Raw genomic sequence first — 16,165 nt, 5'->3', positions numbered from 1 at the left:
ACGATATGTCGTCCGGGCGTTTGTCCATCTGGCGACTATAGCCTGGCTCAGCCCACAAACGCGCCCGGCACCGGGTCTTCCCCCAGCGCATGCAGCAGCACCGCCCAATGCATGGCCTCGTCGCCGAGGATGCTGCCCGCTGCCTTGATCAGGTCACGGTTGTAGAAATTCGGCAGCACGCCGAGATAAGCCGCGGTGGCGCCCTTCTCCAGCCCCGCCGCGAAGCGCAGCACGTCCGCCTGCGTCTTGAGCTGTCCGGTCGGAAATGCATACTCCGACGGCTTCTTCGCCATCACCGGCGACCCTCCGAGCTTCGATACCGTGCCGGCCAGCACCTGCGCATGGGCCTTGTGGTGGGTCTGGAACTTCACCGCCGTATCGAGCACGGGCTTCTGCAGCAGCCCGCTTTCCGCCCCGACCTGGTAGGCCGCGATGGCCTGGTACTCCAGTCCGAGCGCGACGTTGAGGATATTGATGTCGTCCTTCGTGCTGCCCGACTGTGTCTGGGCCCAGGCCGGCATCGACTCGCCCAGGCTCAGCACGGCCAGCGAGCCGAGCGCGAACAGGCCCGGCACCTTGAGCAGGCCGCGCCGGCGCTCGTCGGGCAAGTTGACGATGGCAACGTCCGCGGGTTGGACCAGCCGGCGGTCTGGCGTGGGCATGCGTTCCATGGTGTTCTCCTGTATGGAATCAAGGGGCAGCGTCCGCTGTGCGGCTCGCCTGACCCTTTTACGCAGGCACCGGACAATCGGATGCACCGGCGCTGCCTATAATCGGGCAAAGCCTTCCCCTGGAACCGCCGCGTGTCTGCTTCCCCGGAACCGTCCTTTGCCCCGCCGGCCGACAACGACCAGCTTGCGGCGTGGCTGCAGGCGGTGGCGCTCGGCGACCGCCAGGCGCTGCGCGCGCTCTACGAGCAGACTTCGGCGAAACTGTTCGGCCTTGCGCTGCGTATCACTGGCAGGCGTGACTGGGCGGAGGATGTCGTGCAGGAAAGCTTTGTCAGCATCTGGCACCACGCCGTCGACTACCGGCCGCACCTGGCCGCGCCGATGACCTGGATGACCACCATTGTTCGCAACCGCGCGCTGGACTGCCTGCGCCGCGCGGCCGCCGCGCGCCTGCCGCAGACGGTGGAACTCGATGAGGAACTGGGAGAATGGCTGGCCGACGATGCCGCGGGCCCAGCCGAACTCGCGCTGGCGAGCCAGCAGGCGCGCGCACTGAACCGCTGCCTGCAGCGGCTGGAGCAGGCGCAACGCCAGGCCATCGTGCTGGCCTACCTGCATGACCTGAGCCACGCCGAACTGGCGCAGCGGCTGCGCACGCCGCTTGGAACGGTCAAGTCCTGGATCCGCCGCGGCCTGGAGCACCTGCGCACCTGCCTGGAGGGCGCGCCATGAGGCTGACCCGGCACCCCGACCTGCTTGACCGCATGGCGGCCCAGTACGCGCTGGGCGTGTTGCGCGGCGGAGCTCGGCGCCGCATGGAGCAGCTCGCGCGCGAGGAACCGGCGGTGCGTGCGGCGATCGGCCACTGGCAGGTCAGGCTGTCCGGCATGGCCGAGCTGCAGCCCGCCGCCGGGCCGGTGGAGGCGGTCTGGTGCGGTATCGAGCAGCGGCTCGGCTGGAAGCCCGCGCCTTCGTCCGGGGCGCCGGGGCCGTCGTGGTGGCAGAAGCTGTGGTCGGCGCCGGCATTCTGGCGCGGCGCCGCGGCCGCCATGGCCACCGTCGCCGTGCTGGCCATCGGCATCGGCTGGCTGATGACACAACGACAGCCCGGCGAGACCACGGTCATCGCGGTGCTTAACAATGCACAATCCCGGCCGGCGCTGCTGGTGTCCTGGGATGCCGGCGCGCAGCAGTTGCTGGTGCGCAGGCTTGACGACATGACGTTGCCCGGGCAGCAGGTGCTGCAGTTATGGGCGCTGCCGGAAGGTGGCAAGCCCCGCTCGCTGGGCGTGATCGGCCGCGCGCAGACGGCGCGGCTCGCACTGACGCAGTTCCCCGCGGCCGTCCCGGCTCTCGCGGTCAGCGTGGAGCCGCCGGGCGGATCGCCCAACCCGGACGGGCCGAGCGGCCCCGTGGTATTCAAGGGACCGTTGATCCACTCCCCGCTCTGACGCCCCTGGCCCCGGCCCCGCAACCGCCGTCGCGGGCCGCGCGGGCGATATAATCGTCGTTTCTCCGAAATCCGCTCGCGCCCGCCCCGCATGGTCATGCACCGGCCGCACGCCGCGCGAGCCACAGCCCTGACGTCCATGACGACCTCCCAACTTGCCAAGAAAGGCGAAGCCTGGTCCGCCCGCTTCTCCGAACCGATGTCCGATCTGGTGAAGCGCTACACCGCCTCGGTGTTCTTCGACAAGCGCCTGGCCCTGTTCGACATCCAGGGTTCGCTGGCCCATGCGGCCATGCTGGCGAAGCAGGGCATCATCGCCGACGCCGACCGCGCCGAGATCGAGCGCGGCATGGCGCAGATCAAGGGCGAAATCGAGGCCGGCGGCTTCGAGTGGAAGCTGGACCTGGAAGACGTCCACCTGAATATCGAGGCGCGCCTGACCGCGCTGGTGGGCGACGCCGGCAAGCGACTGCATACCGGCCGTTCGCGCAACGACCAGGTCGCGACCGACATCCGCCTGTGGCTGCGCAGCGAGATCGACAACATCATCGCCCTGCTCGGCGCGCTGCGCGTCTCGCTGCTGGACCTGGCCGACCAGAACGCCGACACCATCCTGCCGGGCTTCACGCACCTGCAGGTGGCGCAGCCGGTCACGTTCGGCCACCACCTGCTGGCCTACGTGGAAATGTTCACGCGCGACGCCGAGCGCATGGCCGATTGCCGCAAGCGCGTCAACCGCCTGCCGCTGGGCGCCGCCGCGCTGGCCGGCACGAGCTATCCGATCGACCGCGAATTCGTTGCCCAACAGCTCGGCTTCGACGGCGTGTGCCGCAACTCGCTGGACGCCGTCTCGGACCGCGACTTCGCCATCGAATTCTGCGCCGCCGCCGCGCTGGTGATGACCCACGTGTCACGCTTCTCTGAAGAGCTGGTGCTGTGGATGAGCCCGCGGGTCGGCTTTATCGACATCGCCGACCGCTTCTGCACCGGCAGCTCGATCATGCCGCAGAAGAAGAACCCCGACGTGCCCGAACTGGCGCGTGGCAAGACCGGCCGCGTCAACGGCCACCTGATCGGCCTGCTGACGCTGATGAAGGGCCAGCCGCTCGCGTACAACAAGGACAACCAGGAAGACAAGGAACCGCTGTTCGATACGGTCGATACCGTGGTCGACACGCTGCGCATCTTCGCCGACATGGTGCCGGGCATCACCGTCAAGCCGGAGGCGATGCGCGCCGCCGCGCTGCAGGGCTACGCCACCGCCACCGACCTGGCCGACTACCTGGTCAAGAAGGGCCTGCCGTTCCGCGACGCGCACGAAGCCGTGGCCCATGCCGTGCGCGCCTGCGACAGCCGCCAGTGCGACCTGGCCGACCTGAGCGTGGCCGAGCTGCGCGAGGTGTCTGGCCTGGGCGACAAGGCCGCGCTGATCGGTGACGACGTGCATGGCGTGCTAACGCTCGAAGGCTCGGTCGCCGCGCGCAACCACATCGGCGGCACCGCACCGGACCAGGTGCGCGCCGCCATCGCCGCCGCACGCGCCGCGCTGTAAGTTCCGCGTAAGCTCAAGCAAGAAAAAGCCACGATGGCCCGGCCATCGTGGCTTTTTTCTTTGGCATGCCGTATTTTTGCGCAATGTGATAGGTATTAGCCCCAAGCGCCGACGCATTTTGTTACAGATAAACTAATCGCCGCAAAAAACCGGGGAGACAACCCATGAACTACTTGCTTGGTCTGTCACGACAGATCGACAGGTTGAATCAGCACACGGGCAGGCTTGCAAACATCATGATCCTGCTGTCGTGCCTGATCAGCGCAGGCAACGCCCTACTGCGCTATGGCTTCAACTTGAGCGATAACTGGCCACTCGAACTGCAGTGGTACATGTTTGCGATCGCCGTGATGTTCGGCGCCTCGTACACCTTCCAGCGCAATGAACATGTCCGCGTCGACCTGATCTACGGCAATGTCTCGGAGCGTGCGCAGCACTGGATCGACATCTTCGGCATCATCGTCTTCCTGCTGCCCTCGTGCATCCTGTTCACGTGGCTGTCCTGGGATTCCCTGTTCCTGCCCTCGTGGCGCCTCCTCGAGCAATCGGGCAATTCCGGCGGCCTGCCGCGTTACCCGATCAAGCTGGTGGTGCCCGTCGGCTTCGCCCTGCTCGCCCTGCAGGGTGTATCTGAACTGATCAAGCGCTTTGCCGCCCTGAAAGGCCTGGTGCGTATCGAATCCAAATACGAGAGGCCGGTGCAATGATTCCATTGGAATATATGCCGCCGCTGATGTTCGGCGGCCTGGTGGTATTCATGCTGATCGGGTTCCCGGTCGCGTTTTCGCTGTCCGCCGTCGGCCTGGCCTTTGGCTTCCTGGCTATCCAGTGGGGCTATTTTCCGCTGAGCTTCCTGCAGGCTGTGCCCAGCCGCGTGTTCGGCAGCGTGCTGGCCAACGAGCTGCTGCTGGCCATCCCGTTCTTCACCTTCATGGGCGCGATCCTGGAGAAATGCGGGCTGGCCGAGGACATGCTCGACTCCATGGGCCAGCTGTTCGGCCCGGTGCGCGGCGGCCTCGGCTATTCGGTGATCATCGTCGGCTTCATCCTGGGCGCGATCACCGGCACGGTGGCCGCGCAGGTGATCGCCATGGCGATGATCTCGCTGCCGGTGATGATGCGCTACCGCTACAACATGAAGTACGCCACCGGCGTGCTGGCGGCGTCGGGCACCATCACGCAGCTGGTGCCGCCGTCGCTGGTGCTGGTGGTGCTGGCCGACCAGCTCAAGACGCCCGCCGGCAGCGCCGACGTGGGCAGCATGTACCTGGGCGCGTGGGGCCCGTCGGTGGTGCAGATCGCGCTGTTCGCGCTGTACACGTTCTTCCTGGCGCGCTTCAAGCCCGACTGGCTGCCGCCGGTTCCGGCCGAAGCCCGCACGCTGCGGGGCTGGGCGCTGTGGGCCAAGTGCCTGCGCGGCATCATCCCTTGCGCGGTGCTGATCTTCCTGGTGCTGGGCACGATCATGCTGGGCATTGCCACGCCGACCGAATCGGGCGCCATGGGTGCCGTTGGCGCGCTGGTGCTTGCGGTGATCCGCGACAAGGCCTTCACCAGCACCGACCGCCTGGTCTACCGCGCCGGCATTGTAGCGACGCTGATCGCCGCGGCCGTGGGCGTTTTTGCCTTTGGCTCGCATCTGTTCCGCATTCCTCTGGCGGTACTCTACCTGGTCATCCTGTGGCTGGTCATCCGTTCCGGCCAGATGACCGACCTGCGCCTGCTGATCGTCGACGCCTACCAGTCCACCGCGCGCATCACGGCGATGGTGGTGTTCATCCTGATCGGCTCCACCTGCTTCTCAGTGGTATTCCAGGGCGTGGACGGCGGTGCCTGGGTGGAGCACCTGTTCACCTCGCTGCCGGGCGGCTGGATCGGCTTCCTGATCGTGGTGAACCTGTTCATCTTCTTCCTGGCGTTCTTCCTGGACTTCTTCGAGATCGCCTTCATCGTGGTGCCGATGCTGGCTCCGGTGGCGGTGAAGGTGCTGGCGCCGGTGGTCGCCGACTCGATGGGCGGCAACCCCGAAGCCGCGGCCACCGCGGCGCTGGTGTGGTTCGGCGTGATGCTGTGCGTGAACATGCAGACCTCGTTCATGCACCCGCCGTTCGGCTTCGCGCTGTTCTACCTGCGGGGCATCGCGCCCAAGGAGGTCAAGAGCTCGGACATCTACTGGGGCGCCCTGCCCTGGGTCGGCCTGCAGTTGCTGATGGTGCTGGCCGTGATGTTCTGGCCGGGCATGGTGACCGCTTTCCTGGACAAGGGGTCGCTGCACCATAACACCGGGGCGGAGGTCAGTATTCCGCTCGGCGGCGAGCCGGAAAAGCCGGCATCGGCGCCAGGCACGCTGGAACTGCCAGGCACAGCGGCACCCGCGGAGCCGGCGGCGCCGCAGTTCGAGTTCGAGAAGAAGTAGGCTGAGGCTGTCAAACCGACAAATGCCCCGCGGATGCGGGGCATTTTTTTTCCGCGCGTTGCTCTGCGCCGGATAAGCGCACGTCGCAGGCCTGCCTCTGCTACGGCGGGTCCATCGCCTCCAGGACTTGAAAGTCAGAGACTGCCCTATCTCGAAAACATCAGGCGATTTTCATCCTTTCCTTATATCCGGCGCTTGTTGCGGCATGTATAGCTGGTTCTTTCTGTCACGGAGGGACCACGAATGCCCGATATTCGCTATGCACTGAAGAACGGCGATCCGACAAGTACCGGAGGCCAACTCATCGCCTGCCACCATGGTTTCACGCATCATGGCGTGCCGATGGGCGTCGAGGGCGACATTGCAACTTGCCCGGCTTGCAAATCCAGCGGGCCCGTATTTAACGATTGCCATCCGAACTTCGACGTAATGGGTAAGCAACTGCTCGTGAGTGGCGCCCGCGTGTATTGCAAGTGCCCGATCAAGCCCTACGTCGTCCATACGCAATGGGACACCACAGTCGAAGTAAATTGGATGGACTGCGGTACGAATGCTGCCAGTGGCCCGGAGGCAGCGACCGGATACTCCGCAGCATCGTTGAGCGCAACGGACGACGAGCTCGAGCACTTCTTTGAGATCGTTGATGCGGAGACCGGGGAGCCCGTCGAAGGCATGACCTACAAGATTTCGAGCTACGGCCAAACCCTTGTTCATGATGAAGCGCTTGCAGCTGGGGCGACTCGCTCCTTCGCAGTCAAAGAGCATCCGCATATAGTTCTTGTCGCTTGGCGGGCGGGAGACGTTCGATGAGCGACGCGATTGACCAGGATCTGCGCTTGCTTGCTGCAATCGCCTACGGGGAAGCTTCCATTCGCGATGACTCCGAGGAAATCGGTGGAATTGCCTTTGCTGTGGCTAACAGATGTCGAGCATGGGGCGGAAAGACGGTATCGCAATTACGAGCTGCCGATCCTAACTATTCGTATGCATGGGATGGGTCAAACGCTCGTTTCAATAAGTTAATGCGCGCCTCGGTCAAAGACATAGAACTCAATCCGGGCATGAAACTCGCCGTTGAATGGGGAAAAAAGGCCTTAGCCAATGATGGACCAGATCCTTCTAATGGTGCGTTCTGGTGGGACGGTCTCGACTTCAAGACAAACTATGCCAAGCATCCGAAAGTACAAGATGGTTTCAAATTCGGAAGCCCCGCTCATAACATCTTTGGCGTACAGGAGAAGCGACGTGAGACTATTGTGTACTGGAGGGTCAGGAACAAGAAGACCGGAAAGATAGTCGATGGCGCCGAGCGTGGAAGATATGATTCCATTTGGGTTTCTACTGCCGCGCATGGCAGCTCAATATTCTGGGGCCACAATCCAGACTACGTGAAAGCCTCTGGAGGCAAGGCATATAGATGAAGTCAGCTTCGATACTGGCCGCGACCCTGATTCTTCTTGCCGGAGATTGCGTTGCGGCCCCTACCTACGAAAGCCATGATGCCTTCTATGCCGATCAGGCAGGTGCCGTGTTTCATGATCCGATCAGGAGCGACGCTGGTATTGCGTACGCGTATCCCGACAAGCCAGGCATTTATATTCAGCTTCGATCCGAACTGGAAGGAAAGCCTGTGAATATTGAAGTCGCCGGGAATCGCGTCATCGTCAACGGCCGGGCCTATCGTTTTGCCCGTGCCACAACGTTCCCCGGCGAGCATGCCTTGGATATCGTGCCGACAAGTGCCTTGGTGTTTCTTGCGCAACGAACCGATTACCGGCCCCCTCTGCTGTGCGTAGAAGGACACAGCAACGGATCCGGCGAGGCTGGCCGGCACACTCAAATCTACCTGCTGATTGACCCGATCCGCCAGAATGGCAAGGCGACCTTCCTGCATTTGCCGAGCCTGCTTTCAGCATGTCGGGCAGTAGTATCAACAAGGAGCGGCGGAATTTCCTTTCCGAAGAATAGCTATCTGTTCGACGACGCGCGGACGGTTCGCGTTGGCTTGCAGATGGATTATTACTCGTTCGAGCGAGCTCGCTTCACTCCGACCGGGAAGGTGATGCATCTCAAGTTCAGTCAACCTGACAATCCTTTTGAGTTTTCCTCCGAGGAGGCAGATAGCCACTTGAAGCCCCACGGCTAATTCGTGGTCGTCACCAGCACATCCCCCCGCCGCGCCAGCACATTCACGACCACGCTGCTGCCCGTACGCCGCAGCATCAGATCGACGGACGCATCGGCAACGCAGAGTCCCTGCAGCACCACGTCCTCCATGAAGGACGGCAGCGCCGGATAGCCGAAGCGGATCTGGCGCGCGCCCACGTCGAAGTCCAGGTTCAGGCACGATTGCAGCAGCGACAGCGGCGCGGCGGCCGCCCAGGCCTGCGGGATACACGCCACCGGATACAGCGTCGGGCCGCGGTTGCGCCGGCGCACGAAGCCGCAGAACAGTTCGGGCAGGCGGCGCAAGTCGATATGGGTGGACGCGGCAAACAGGCCGTCGAAGATGCGCAATGCCGCTTCGCGCAAGCCGTAGCGAACCATCCCGGCGGCGATGATGGCGTTGTCGTGAGGCCAGACCGAACCATTGTGATAGCTCATCGGGTTGTAGCGGATTTCGCTCGACGCGATGGTCCTCACGCCCCAGCCGGAGAACGACGCGCTGCCCATCAGCGCGGCCGCCACCGGCGCCGCGCGCTCCGCCAGTGCAATGCCCGTATAGAGCGCATGGCCCGCATTGGAGGACAGCACGCGGCATGGCCGCTTGTCGCCATCGAGCGCGAGCACGTAGGTGCCCAGTGCCTCGTCGAAGAAGGCGTCGTCGAAGCGCTGGCGCAGTTGCGCGGCACGCGTTTCGAGTGCGACAGCACGTCCGCCGTGGCCCAGGCTGTGTGCGATCCGTGCGGCCGCCGTCAAGGCGCCGTACACATATGCCTGCACCTCCACCATCGCGATCGGGCCTTCCGCCAGGGTGCCGTCCGCATGGAAGACCGAATCGCGGCTGTCCTTCCAGCCCTGGTTGAGCAGCCCTTCGGCGCTGCGCCGCCCGTACTCGACGAAGCCGTCGCCGTCGCGGTCGCCATATTGGTCGATCCAGCGCAGCGCCGCCTCGATATGCGGCCACAGCGCGCGTGCCGTGGCCAGGTCATGCGTGCGGTCCAGGTAGGCGCCTGCCAGCATCACGAACAGCGGCGTGGAATCGATGCTGCCGTAGTAGCAACGGAACGGCACCTCGCCAAGGTTCGCCATTTCGCCCTTGCGGCTTTCGTGCAGGATCTTGCCCGGCTCGGCATCGGCCGAAGGATCGGATGTCGTCGCCTGGTGCGCCGCCAGGTAACCCAGCACGCCGCGCGCGATGTCCGGGTCCAGCCACAGGGTTTCCATCGCCGTGATCAGCGCATCGCGGCCGAAAAAGGTGCTGAACCAAGGAATGCCGGCGTAGGGATAGGGCCCGTAAGGCGTCTGCGTGATCAGCATGTAGAGATCGGACATGCTGCGGCCCACGGCCTCGTTGAAGATCTCGTTGGAGGTGGTCACCGTTGCGGCCTGCGCCGACAACGCCTGGAGTGCGCGCCGCGAAGCACGCAGGGCCGACGGGAAGGCGTAATGCAGGGGAGGCCCTTCGGGCCGCACCTGGCCGCAGCACACCTCCACGTAAAGCAGATATGTCTTCTGCGGCACCAGTTCCAGCTCGAATAACGCCCCGTCCTCACGCAGGAGCGTCGGCGCGGGATCGAATAACAGATGCGTGGTGCGCTCGCAATCATCCAGCCCGGTGTACGCGAGCCGCGCGTCATTGCCCGTCAGCACAGGCGCATGATGACGGCCGCGCCTGGTGCGCCTGGCACCGCGCACCTCGAACAAGTCGGCGAAATCCGCCGCGAACGCCAGTTCCAGCCGGATGTGCCGCGGCACGTCATCGAAATTGCGCACGGCCAGCCGCTCGTAGCAAGTGCTGTCCCACAGGAAGCGCGAGCGGCGTACATGGATCAGGTCGTGCGGCATGGCCAGTTGCCCTTGCGCATCGAACAGGTCGGGGTTGGTCAGATCGCAACTGAACGCGGCGTTGTCGTCGCGCAGCACGGAACTGAGCAGGATCGGACGCCACCCGTTGATGGTCAGGTGGAAGTGCGACAGGTGGCGCGTGTCGCAGTGATAGATGCCGTCCGAGCCGCCCGAGCCGGCGATCGCGTCCCCGTGCTGGTCGAACACGGAGAAGGTATCGCCATGCTTCAGCGTGCGCGGCTGGGTCTGGCGCAGCGAGCGCGACGCGGCGATCACAATGGGCGCGGACGGCGTCGCTTCCGGCTCCGTGCCGCGCCGGCCTTCGGGAGCATCAAGCATGGATTCCCCTCCAGGTTCAGGCCGCGATGTGCAAGGCCGGGTCGGCGGGCTGACCCCGATACGGGCGCCCATTGCCGGACGCCGGGTCGTGCAGGCGGCCATACAATGCCAGGTAATCGTTGGCCATGCGTTCGGCGCTGAAGCGCGCCTGGAACGCGCGTCGCACGCCGCAGCGATCGATGTCGCCGATACGCCCGACTGCCGCCACAGCCTCGTCGATACTGTCGACGACGAAGCCGGTGACCCCGTCATCGACGATTTCCGGGACCGAGCCGCACCGGAACGCGATCACCGGCGTGCCGCAGGCCATGGCTTCGATCATCGCGAGGCCGAAAGGCTCGGGCCAGTCGATCGGGAACAGCAGCGCACGGGCGTCGCCGAGGAAGCGCATCTTTTCGCGCTGGCCGATTTCTCCAAGATACTCCACATTGGCGTGCCGGCTGAGCAGCGGCGCGATGTCGGCTTCCCAGTATGCGCGGTCGACGCGGTCGATCTTGGCGGCAATCTTCAGCGGCAGGCCGCTTCGCACGGCAATCTCGATCGCGCGGTCGGGGCGCTTCTCCGGCGAGATTCTCCCGAGGAAAGCCAGGTAGCCGCCCCGGCCCGAGGCATGGAACGGCAGCAGCTGTTCAGGCAGGCCATGATAGACGTTGCCCAGCCAGGAGACCGGCGGCATGGGACCACGCTGCCCGAGCGACACCGATACCAGCGGTATGTCCGGGAACACGGAGTAGAACGGCCACAGGTCCGGAAGGTCCAGCCTGCCGTGCAGTGTGGTCACCGTGCGATGCGCGAAGCTGCGCACCATCGGGAAATGCAGCAGCTCGGTGTGAAAGTGCAGGATATCGAAGTCGTCTGCCCGCCGGAGGACTTCATCAAGCATCATCGCGTGATAGGGCACGAAGTCACGCACCGACGGGTCGCTGCGCAGCGCCCGCGGCACGCAACTCACGAGCCGGGCGGCAGTCGATGAGTCGGCACTGGCAAACAGCGTCACGTCGTGACCCAGCCTGACCAGTTCATTGGTGAGATACGCCACGACACGTTCGGTGCCGCCGTAGTGCCTGGGCGGGCAGGATTCCTGAAGCGGGGCAATTTGAGCGATTTTCATTGGCAGGATATGCGCGCTGCTGAAAAGTTTGACCACCGGTTGCAGGACTGCTTGGTTCCCGCCTCCGCGCGATTTGCGCTGGACCACCCGATCACGCTGGAAGGTCCTGCGCCGGTGTACCCGTCCCATGGTGGTCGCGGCTGCCTTGAGCGCCGCGTGCCTTGTGAGCAGGCCAAGCCTGGCTGCCGCTTGCGCCACCTTTACCCGCGTCTTGCGGGCAGTACCGTGCCGCGCCGCAACAAAAACGGTCCCACAGCCCAGGTGCCGTTTCCGCGATCTATCTCAGGCTTGAAACCCATCGCTGCAAACGCCATGCCCGCCATCCGCGCGGATTGCTATGCTAGGAATCGTCCACTTCGAATCCTGTTGCGCAACCGCAGAGAGGAGCCCGTGTCCGACCAACCCTACAGCCCAACGGCACGCAAGACCGCAGCTCATGATTCGACCTCCGGCTGGCTGCGCTGGCTGCCGGGCCTGCAGATGCTGCGCACGTACGAGCTTGGCTGGCTGCCGCGCGACCTGGCGGCGGGACTGGTGCTCACGACCATGCTGGTGCCGGTCGGCATCGCCTATGCCGAAGCATCGGGCGTGCCGGGCATCTACGGCCTGTACGCCACCATCGTCCCGCTGCTCGCGTACGCGCTGTTCGGCCCGAGCCGCATCCTGGTACTGGGTCCCGACTCCGCGCTGGCGGCGCCGATCCTGGCCGTGGTGGTCCAGCTTTCCGGCGGCGACCCGGCACGCGCCATCACTATCGCGAGCATGATGGCAGTGGTATCGGGGCTGGTCTGTATCGTTGTCGGCCTGTTGCGGCTCGGCTTCATTACCGAACTGCTGTCCAAGCCGATTCGCTATGGCTACATGAACGGCATCGCGTTCACCGTGCTGGTCAGCCAGTTGCCCAAGCTGTTTGGCATTTCGATCGAAGATGCCGGGCCGTTGCGGGAATTGTGGAGCCTGGGCAATGCCATCCTTGACGGCAAGCCCAACTGGTACAGCGTGGCGGTGGGCGGCGCGAGCCTGGTACTGATCCTGCTGCTGAAGCGGTTCGAGCGCGTGCCCGGCGTGCTGATCGCGGTCGTGCTGGCAACGCTCAGCGTGAGCCTGTTCGGTCTCGATGCGCACGGGGTCAAGGTGCTCGGCAAGATGCCGCAAGGCCTGCCCGGCTTCGCCCTGCCGTGGCTCAGCGGCGTCGACCTGACCCAGATCGTGCTGGGCGGCTGCGCGGTTGCGCTGGTGGCGTTCGCCGATACCAGCGTGCTGTCGCGCACCTACGCCGCGCGCCTGAAGTACCCGGTCGACCCGAACCAGGAAATGGTCGGACTGGGCGCCGCCAACCTGGCCGCCGGGCTGTTCCAGGGATTTCCGATCAGCAGCAGCGCGTCGCGCACGCCGGTGGCCGAGGCCGCGGGTGCGCGCACGCAGCTCACCGGCGTGGTCGGCGCGCTGGCCGTGGCGGCGCTGCTGCTGTTTGCACCGGACCTGATGCGCCACCTGCCCAACAGCGCGCTGGCCGCGGTCGTCATCGCGGCGGCGCTCGGCCTGTTCGAGTTTACCGACCTTCGGCGGATCTACCGCATCCAGCAGTGGGAGTTCTGGCTGTCAATGGCCTGCTTTGCCGGCGTCGCGGTCTTTGGCGCGGTGCCGGGCATCTGCCTGGCCGTGGTCATTGCCATCATCGAGTTCCTGTGGGACGGCTGGCGCCCGCACTACGCGGTGCTCGGGCGGGCCGACGGCGTGCGTGGCTATCACGACGTGGAGCGCTACCCGAACGCGCGCCGCGTGCCGGGCCTGGTGCTGTTCCGCTGGGATGCGCCACTGTTCTTCGCGAATGCCGAACTGTTCCAGGAATGCGTGCTGCGCGCCGTCGATGCCTCGCCCACGGCGGTGCGGCGCGTGGTGGTGGCGGCCGAGCCGGTGACCAGCGTCGACGTGACCTCGGCGGACATGCTGCGCGAACTCGACAAGGCCCTGGACGAGCGCGGAATCGAGCTGCACTTCGCGGAGATGAAGGACCCCGTCAAGGACAAGCTCAAGCGCTTTGAACTGTTCGACAAACTGGGGAAGGATGCTTTTCATCCAACGGTGGGCGCAGCGGTGGATGACTACCTGGGCGACTTCAACGTGGACTGGAAGGCGTGAGAGCGCATTTGGGAGCGCGCTGTCAAAAAGAAGGGATCTTCGCCAGATTGCACCCCCACCCAAACCCTCCAATCCGGCGAAGCACCCAAAAAAAACCGGCCTGCCATCCCACTTGGCAGGCCGGCGCATGACCACCTCAGCGCATCAGCGTAAAGCTCACCCGCCCTGCTTCACACAATCGACGAAGTAAGCCTTCTGGCCATCGACCTCTTCCAGCACCAGCCCGTGCACGTCGGTCTCGAAGCCCGGGAAGAGCTTGTTGAATTCGCGCGCGAACTTCAGGTATTGGACGATGGTGCGGTTGAAGCGCTCGCCCGGGATCAGCAGCGGGATGCCCGGCGGATACGGCGTCAGCAGGATGGCGGTGACGCGGCCCTCGAGCTCGTCCACCGGCACGCGTTCAATCTCGCGGTGTGCCATCATCGCCCACGCATCCGAAGGCTTCATCGCCGGCTCCATGTCCGACAGGTACATCTCGGTGGTCACGCGCGCCACGTCGTTGGCCTTGTAGACGCTATGCACGGCATCGCACAAGTCGCGCAGGCCCATGCGCTCGTACTGCGGGTGCTTGCCGACGAACTCTGGCAGCACGCGCCACAGCGGCTGGTTCTGGTCGTAGTCGTCCTTGAACTGCTGCAGCTCGGTCACCAGCGAGTTCCAGCGGCCCTTGGTGATGCCGATGGTGAACATGATGAAGAACGAGTACAGGCCCGTCTTCTCGATGATGATGCCGTGCTCGGCCAGGTACTTGGTGACGATGGCTGCCGGGATGCCGCGGTCGCTGAACTCGCCGTCCACGTCCAGGCCCGGAGTGATGATGGTGGCCTTGATCGGGTCTAGCAGGTTGAAGCCGTCGGCCAGGTCGCCGAAGCCGTGCCAGCGCTCGTTGGCCTTGAGCATCCACTCTTCGCGCTCGGGCATGCCCTCTTCGTTGAGCGTGTCGGGCCCCCAGACCTTGAACCACCAGTCGCCGTTGTTGCCGGCCTCGAAGTCGCCCTCGACCTTGCGCATGGCGCGGCGGAAGTCCAGCGCTTCCTGGATGCTTTCCTCCACCAGCGCGGTGCCGCCGGGAGCTTCCATCATCGCCGCGGCCACGTCGCACGACGCGATGATCGAATACTGCGGGCTGGTCGAGGTGTGCATCAGGTACGCCTCGTTGAAGCGGTAGCGGTCCAGCTTGCGCGTCTCGGAATCCTGCACGAGGATCTGCGAGGCCTGCGACAGGCCGGCCAGCAGCTTGTGCGTGGACTGCGTGGCGAACACCAGCGCGTCCTTGCTGCGCGGGCGGTTGCGGCCAATCGCATGCATGTCGTGATAGAACTCGTGGAACGCCGCGTGCGGCAGCCACGCTTCATCGAAATGCAGCGTGTCGATTTCCGAGGCGAGCATCTCCTTGATCTGCTCGGCGTTGTACAGCACGCCGTCATAGGTGCCCTGCGTGATCGTCAGGATGCGCGGCTTCTGGTTCTTCGCCTTGCTCGCGAACGGGTGATTGGCGATCTTCCTGCGGATAGTCTCCGGGTCGAACTCGCTCTTCGGGATCGGGCCGATGATGCCGTAGTGGTTGCGCGTGGGCATCAGGAAGACCGGGATCGCGCCCGTCATCATGATCGCATGCAGGATCGACTTGTGGCAGTTGCGGTCCACCACCACGATGTCGCCCGGCGCCACGTTGGCGTGCCACACCATCTTGTTCGACGTCGACGTGCCATTGGTCACGAAGAACATGTGGTCCGAGTTGAAGATGCGCGCGGCATTGCGCTCGGACGCCGCCACGGGGCCGGTGTGGTCGAGCAGCTGGCCGAGTTCGTCGACCGCATTGCAGACGTCGGCGCGCAGCATGTTCTCGCCGAAGAACTGGTGGAACACCTGGCCGACCGGGCTCTTCAGGAATGCCACACCGCCCGAGTGGCCCGGGCAGTGCCACGAGTACGACGAATCCTGCGCGTAGTCGATCAGCGCCTTGAAGAACGGCGGCGCCAGCGTGTCGAGGTAGACCTTGGCTTCGCGGATAATGTGGCGCGCCACGAATTCGGGGGTGTCCTCGAACATGTGGATGAAGCCGTGCAGCTCGCGCAGGATATCGTTCGGGATATGGCGCGAGGTGCGGGTCTCGCCGTACAGGAAGATCGGCAGGTCGGTGTTGCGGCGGCGTACTTCGTTGACGAAGGCGCGCAGCTTCTCGATGGCAGCCGCCTCGGGCTGGTCATCGGCGGTCACGAACTCGTCGTCATCGATCGACACGATAAAGGTCGACGCACGGCTGGACTGCTGCGCGAACGAGGTCAGGTCGCCATAGCTGGTCAGGCCCATGACCTCCATGCCTTCTTTCTCGATCGCCTCGGCCAGCGCGCGGATGCCCGAGCCGGAGATGTTCTCGGAGCGAAAGTCTTCGTCAATGATGATGACGGGAAAGCGGAATTTCATCGGGCATCCTTGATGGGAAAGCAGGACATAAAGGACTGAGCCACATGGC

At 64.6% G+C, this 16,165-nt stretch carries 13 protein-coding genes; 9 read left to right on the top strand and 4 right to left on the bottom strand.

Translation table 11 applies throughout. The features are described from left to right. Window positions 1-47: 47 nt before the first annotated feature. On the bottom strand, window positions 48-662 hold the full coding sequence (locus AC3FNH_RS08065; RefSeq protein ID WP_488719778.1) for a ferritin-like domain-containing protein: 615 nt from the start codon (window positions 660-662) through the stop codon (window positions 48-50). Window positions 663-803: 141 nt separating this feature from the next. Between AC3FNH_RS08065 and AC3FNH_RS08060 the strand changes: the two genes are divergently transcribed. The 8 genes from AC3FNH_RS08060 (at window position 804) to AC3FNH_RS08025 (ending at window position 8,235) form a co-directional block, all read left to right on the top strand. After that, window positions 804-1,403: a sigma-70 family RNA polymerase sigma factor gene (locus AC3FNH_RS08060; RefSeq protein WP_488719670.1), complete on the top strand. Its 600-nt coding sequence runs from the start codon at window positions 804-806 to the stop codon at window positions 1,401-1,403. Beyond that, window positions 1,400-2,122, top strand: a complete 723-nt coding sequence (locus tag AC3FNH_RS08055) for an anti-sigma factor (protein WP_488719669.1) — start codon at window positions 1,400-1,402, stop codon at window positions 2,120-2,122. Before AC3FNH_RS08060 ends, AC3FNH_RS08055 begins: the two co-directional genes overlap by 4 nt. A gap of 138 nt (window positions 2,123-2,260) precedes the next feature. Continuing rightward, on the top strand, window positions 2,261-3,673 hold the full coding sequence (argH, locus tag AC3FNH_RS08050) for an argininosuccinate lyase (RefSeq protein WP_488719668.1): 1,413 nt from the start codon (window positions 2,261-2,263) through the stop codon (window positions 3,671-3,673). A 164-nt stretch (window positions 3,674-3,837) separates the two neighbouring features. Then, window positions 3,838-4,380, top strand: a complete 543-nt coding sequence (locus AC3FNH_RS08045; RefSeq protein ID WP_488719667.1) for a TRAP transporter small permease subunit — start codon at window positions 3,838-3,840, stop codon at window positions 4,378-4,380. Continuing rightward, entirely contained in the window at window positions 4,377-6,089 is a 1,713-nt protein-coding gene (locus AC3FNH_RS08040; protein ID WP_276098268.1) for a TRAP transporter large permease, read from the top strand. Before AC3FNH_RS08045 ends, AC3FNH_RS08040 begins: the two co-directional genes overlap by 4 nt. A 243-nt stretch (window positions 6,090-6,332) precedes the next feature. Then, window positions 6,333-6,899: a PAAR domain-containing protein gene (locus AC3FNH_RS08035; RefSeq protein ID WP_488719666.1), complete on the top strand. Its 567-nt coding sequence runs from the start codon at window positions 6,333-6,335 to the stop codon at window positions 6,897-6,899. Next, window positions 6,896-7,510 carry a hypothetical protein gene (locus tag AC3FNH_RS08030; RefSeq protein ID WP_488719665.1) on the top strand — a complete coding sequence of 205 codons (615 nt, stop codon included), beginning with the start codon at window positions 6,896-6,898 and terminating at the stop codon, window positions 7,508-7,510. The genes AC3FNH_RS08035 and AC3FNH_RS08030 overlap by 4 nt, the downstream gene beginning before the upstream one ends. Then, entirely contained in the window at window positions 7,507-8,235 is a 729-nt protein-coding gene (locus AC3FNH_RS08025) for a hypothetical protein (RefSeq protein ID WP_488719664.1), read from the top strand. The genes AC3FNH_RS08030 and AC3FNH_RS08025 overlap by 4 nt, the downstream gene beginning before the upstream one ends. Here AC3FNH_RS08025 and AC3FNH_RS08020 read toward each other — a convergent pair. Then, window positions 8,232-10,436 carry an amylo-alpha-1,6-glucosidase gene (locus tag AC3FNH_RS08020; RefSeq protein ID WP_488719663.1) on the bottom strand — a complete coding sequence of 735 codons (2,205 nt, stop codon included), beginning with the start codon at window positions 10,434-10,436 and terminating at the stop codon, window positions 8,232-8,234. The two genes, AC3FNH_RS08025 and AC3FNH_RS08020, sit on opposite strands and share 4 nt — an antisense overlap. A gap of 16 nt (window positions 10,437-10,452) precedes the next feature. Further along, entirely contained in the window at window positions 10,453-11,547 is a 1,095-nt protein-coding gene (locus AC3FNH_RS08015) for a glycosyltransferase family 4 protein (RefSeq protein WP_488719662.1), read from the bottom strand. A 480-nt stretch (window positions 11,548-12,027) separates the two neighbouring features. Between AC3FNH_RS08015 and AC3FNH_RS08010 the strand changes: the two genes are divergently transcribed. Beyond that, window positions 12,028-13,689, top strand: a complete 1,662-nt coding sequence (locus AC3FNH_RS08010) for a SulP family inorganic anion transporter (RefSeq protein WP_488719777.1) — start codon at window positions 12,028-12,030, stop codon at window positions 13,687-13,689. Between the two features lie 156 nt (window positions 13,690-13,845). Here AC3FNH_RS08010 and AC3FNH_RS08005 read toward each other — a convergent pair whose 3' ends face one another. After that, complete coding sequence (locus tag AC3FNH_RS08005) at window positions 13,846-16,116, bottom strand: Orn/Lys/Arg family decarboxylase (RefSeq protein ID WP_488719661.1); 2,271 nt, start codon at window positions 16,114-16,116, stop codon at window positions 13,846-13,848. Between the last annotated feature and the right edge of the window lie 49 nt (window positions 16,117-16,165).

It is taken from the genome of Cupriavidus sp. 22TCCZM01-5 (genome assembly GCF_057798915.1).
The sequence above is the reverse complement of the archived record's forward strand: the minus strand, read 5'-3'. Positions and strand labels throughout refer to the sequence as shown.

Excerpts from the sequence above, each read along its gene's own strand:
- AC3FNH_RS08025 (WP_488719664.1), top strand. The coding sequence starts at position 7,507 with ATGAAGTCAGCTTCGATACTGGCCGCGACCCTGATTCTTCTTGCCGGA.
- AC3FNH_RS08035 (WP_488719666.1), top strand. The coding sequence starts at position 6,333 with ATGCCCGATATTCGCTATGCACTGAAGAACGGCGATCCGACAAGTACC.
- AC3FNH_RS08040 (WP_276098268.1), top strand. The coding sequence starts at position 4,377 with ATGATTCCATTGGAATATATGCCGCCGCTGATGTTCGGCGGCCTGGTG.
- argH (WP_488719668.1), top strand. The coding sequence starts at position 2,261 with ATGACGACCTCCCAACTTGCCAAGAAAGGCGAAGCCTGGTCCGCCCGC.
- AC3FNH_RS08065 (WP_488719778.1), bottom strand. The coding sequence starts at position 662 with ATGCCCACGCCAGACCGCCGGCTGGTCCAACCCGCGGACGTTGCCATC.
- AC3FNH_RS08045 (WP_488719667.1), top strand. The coding sequence starts at position 3,838 with ATGAACTACTTGCTTGGTCTGTCACGACAGATCGACAGGTTGAATCAG.
- AC3FNH_RS08010 (WP_488719777.1), top strand. The coding sequence starts at position 12,028 with ATGCTGCGCACGTACGAGCTTGGCTGGCTGCCGCGCGACCTGGCGGCG.
- AC3FNH_RS08030 (WP_488719665.1), top strand. The coding sequence starts at position 6,896 with ATGAGCGACGCGATTGACCAGGATCTGCGCTTGCTTGCTGCAATCGCC.
- AC3FNH_RS08015 (WP_488719662.1), bottom strand. The coding sequence starts at position 11,547 with ATGAAAATCGCTCAAATTGCCCCGCTTCAGGAATCCTGCCCGCCCAGG.
- AC3FNH_RS08005 (WP_488719661.1), bottom strand. The coding sequence starts at position 16,116 with ATGAAATTCCGCTTTCCCGTCATCATCATTGACGAAGACTTTCGCTCC.
- AC3FNH_RS08055 (WP_488719669.1), top strand. The coding sequence starts at position 1,400 with ATGAGGCTGACCCGGCACCCCGACCTGCTTGACCGCATGGCGGCCCAG.
- AC3FNH_RS08020 (WP_488719663.1), bottom strand. The coding sequence starts at position 10,436 with ATGCTTGATGCTCCCGAAGGCCGGCGCGGCACGGAGCCGGAAGCGACG.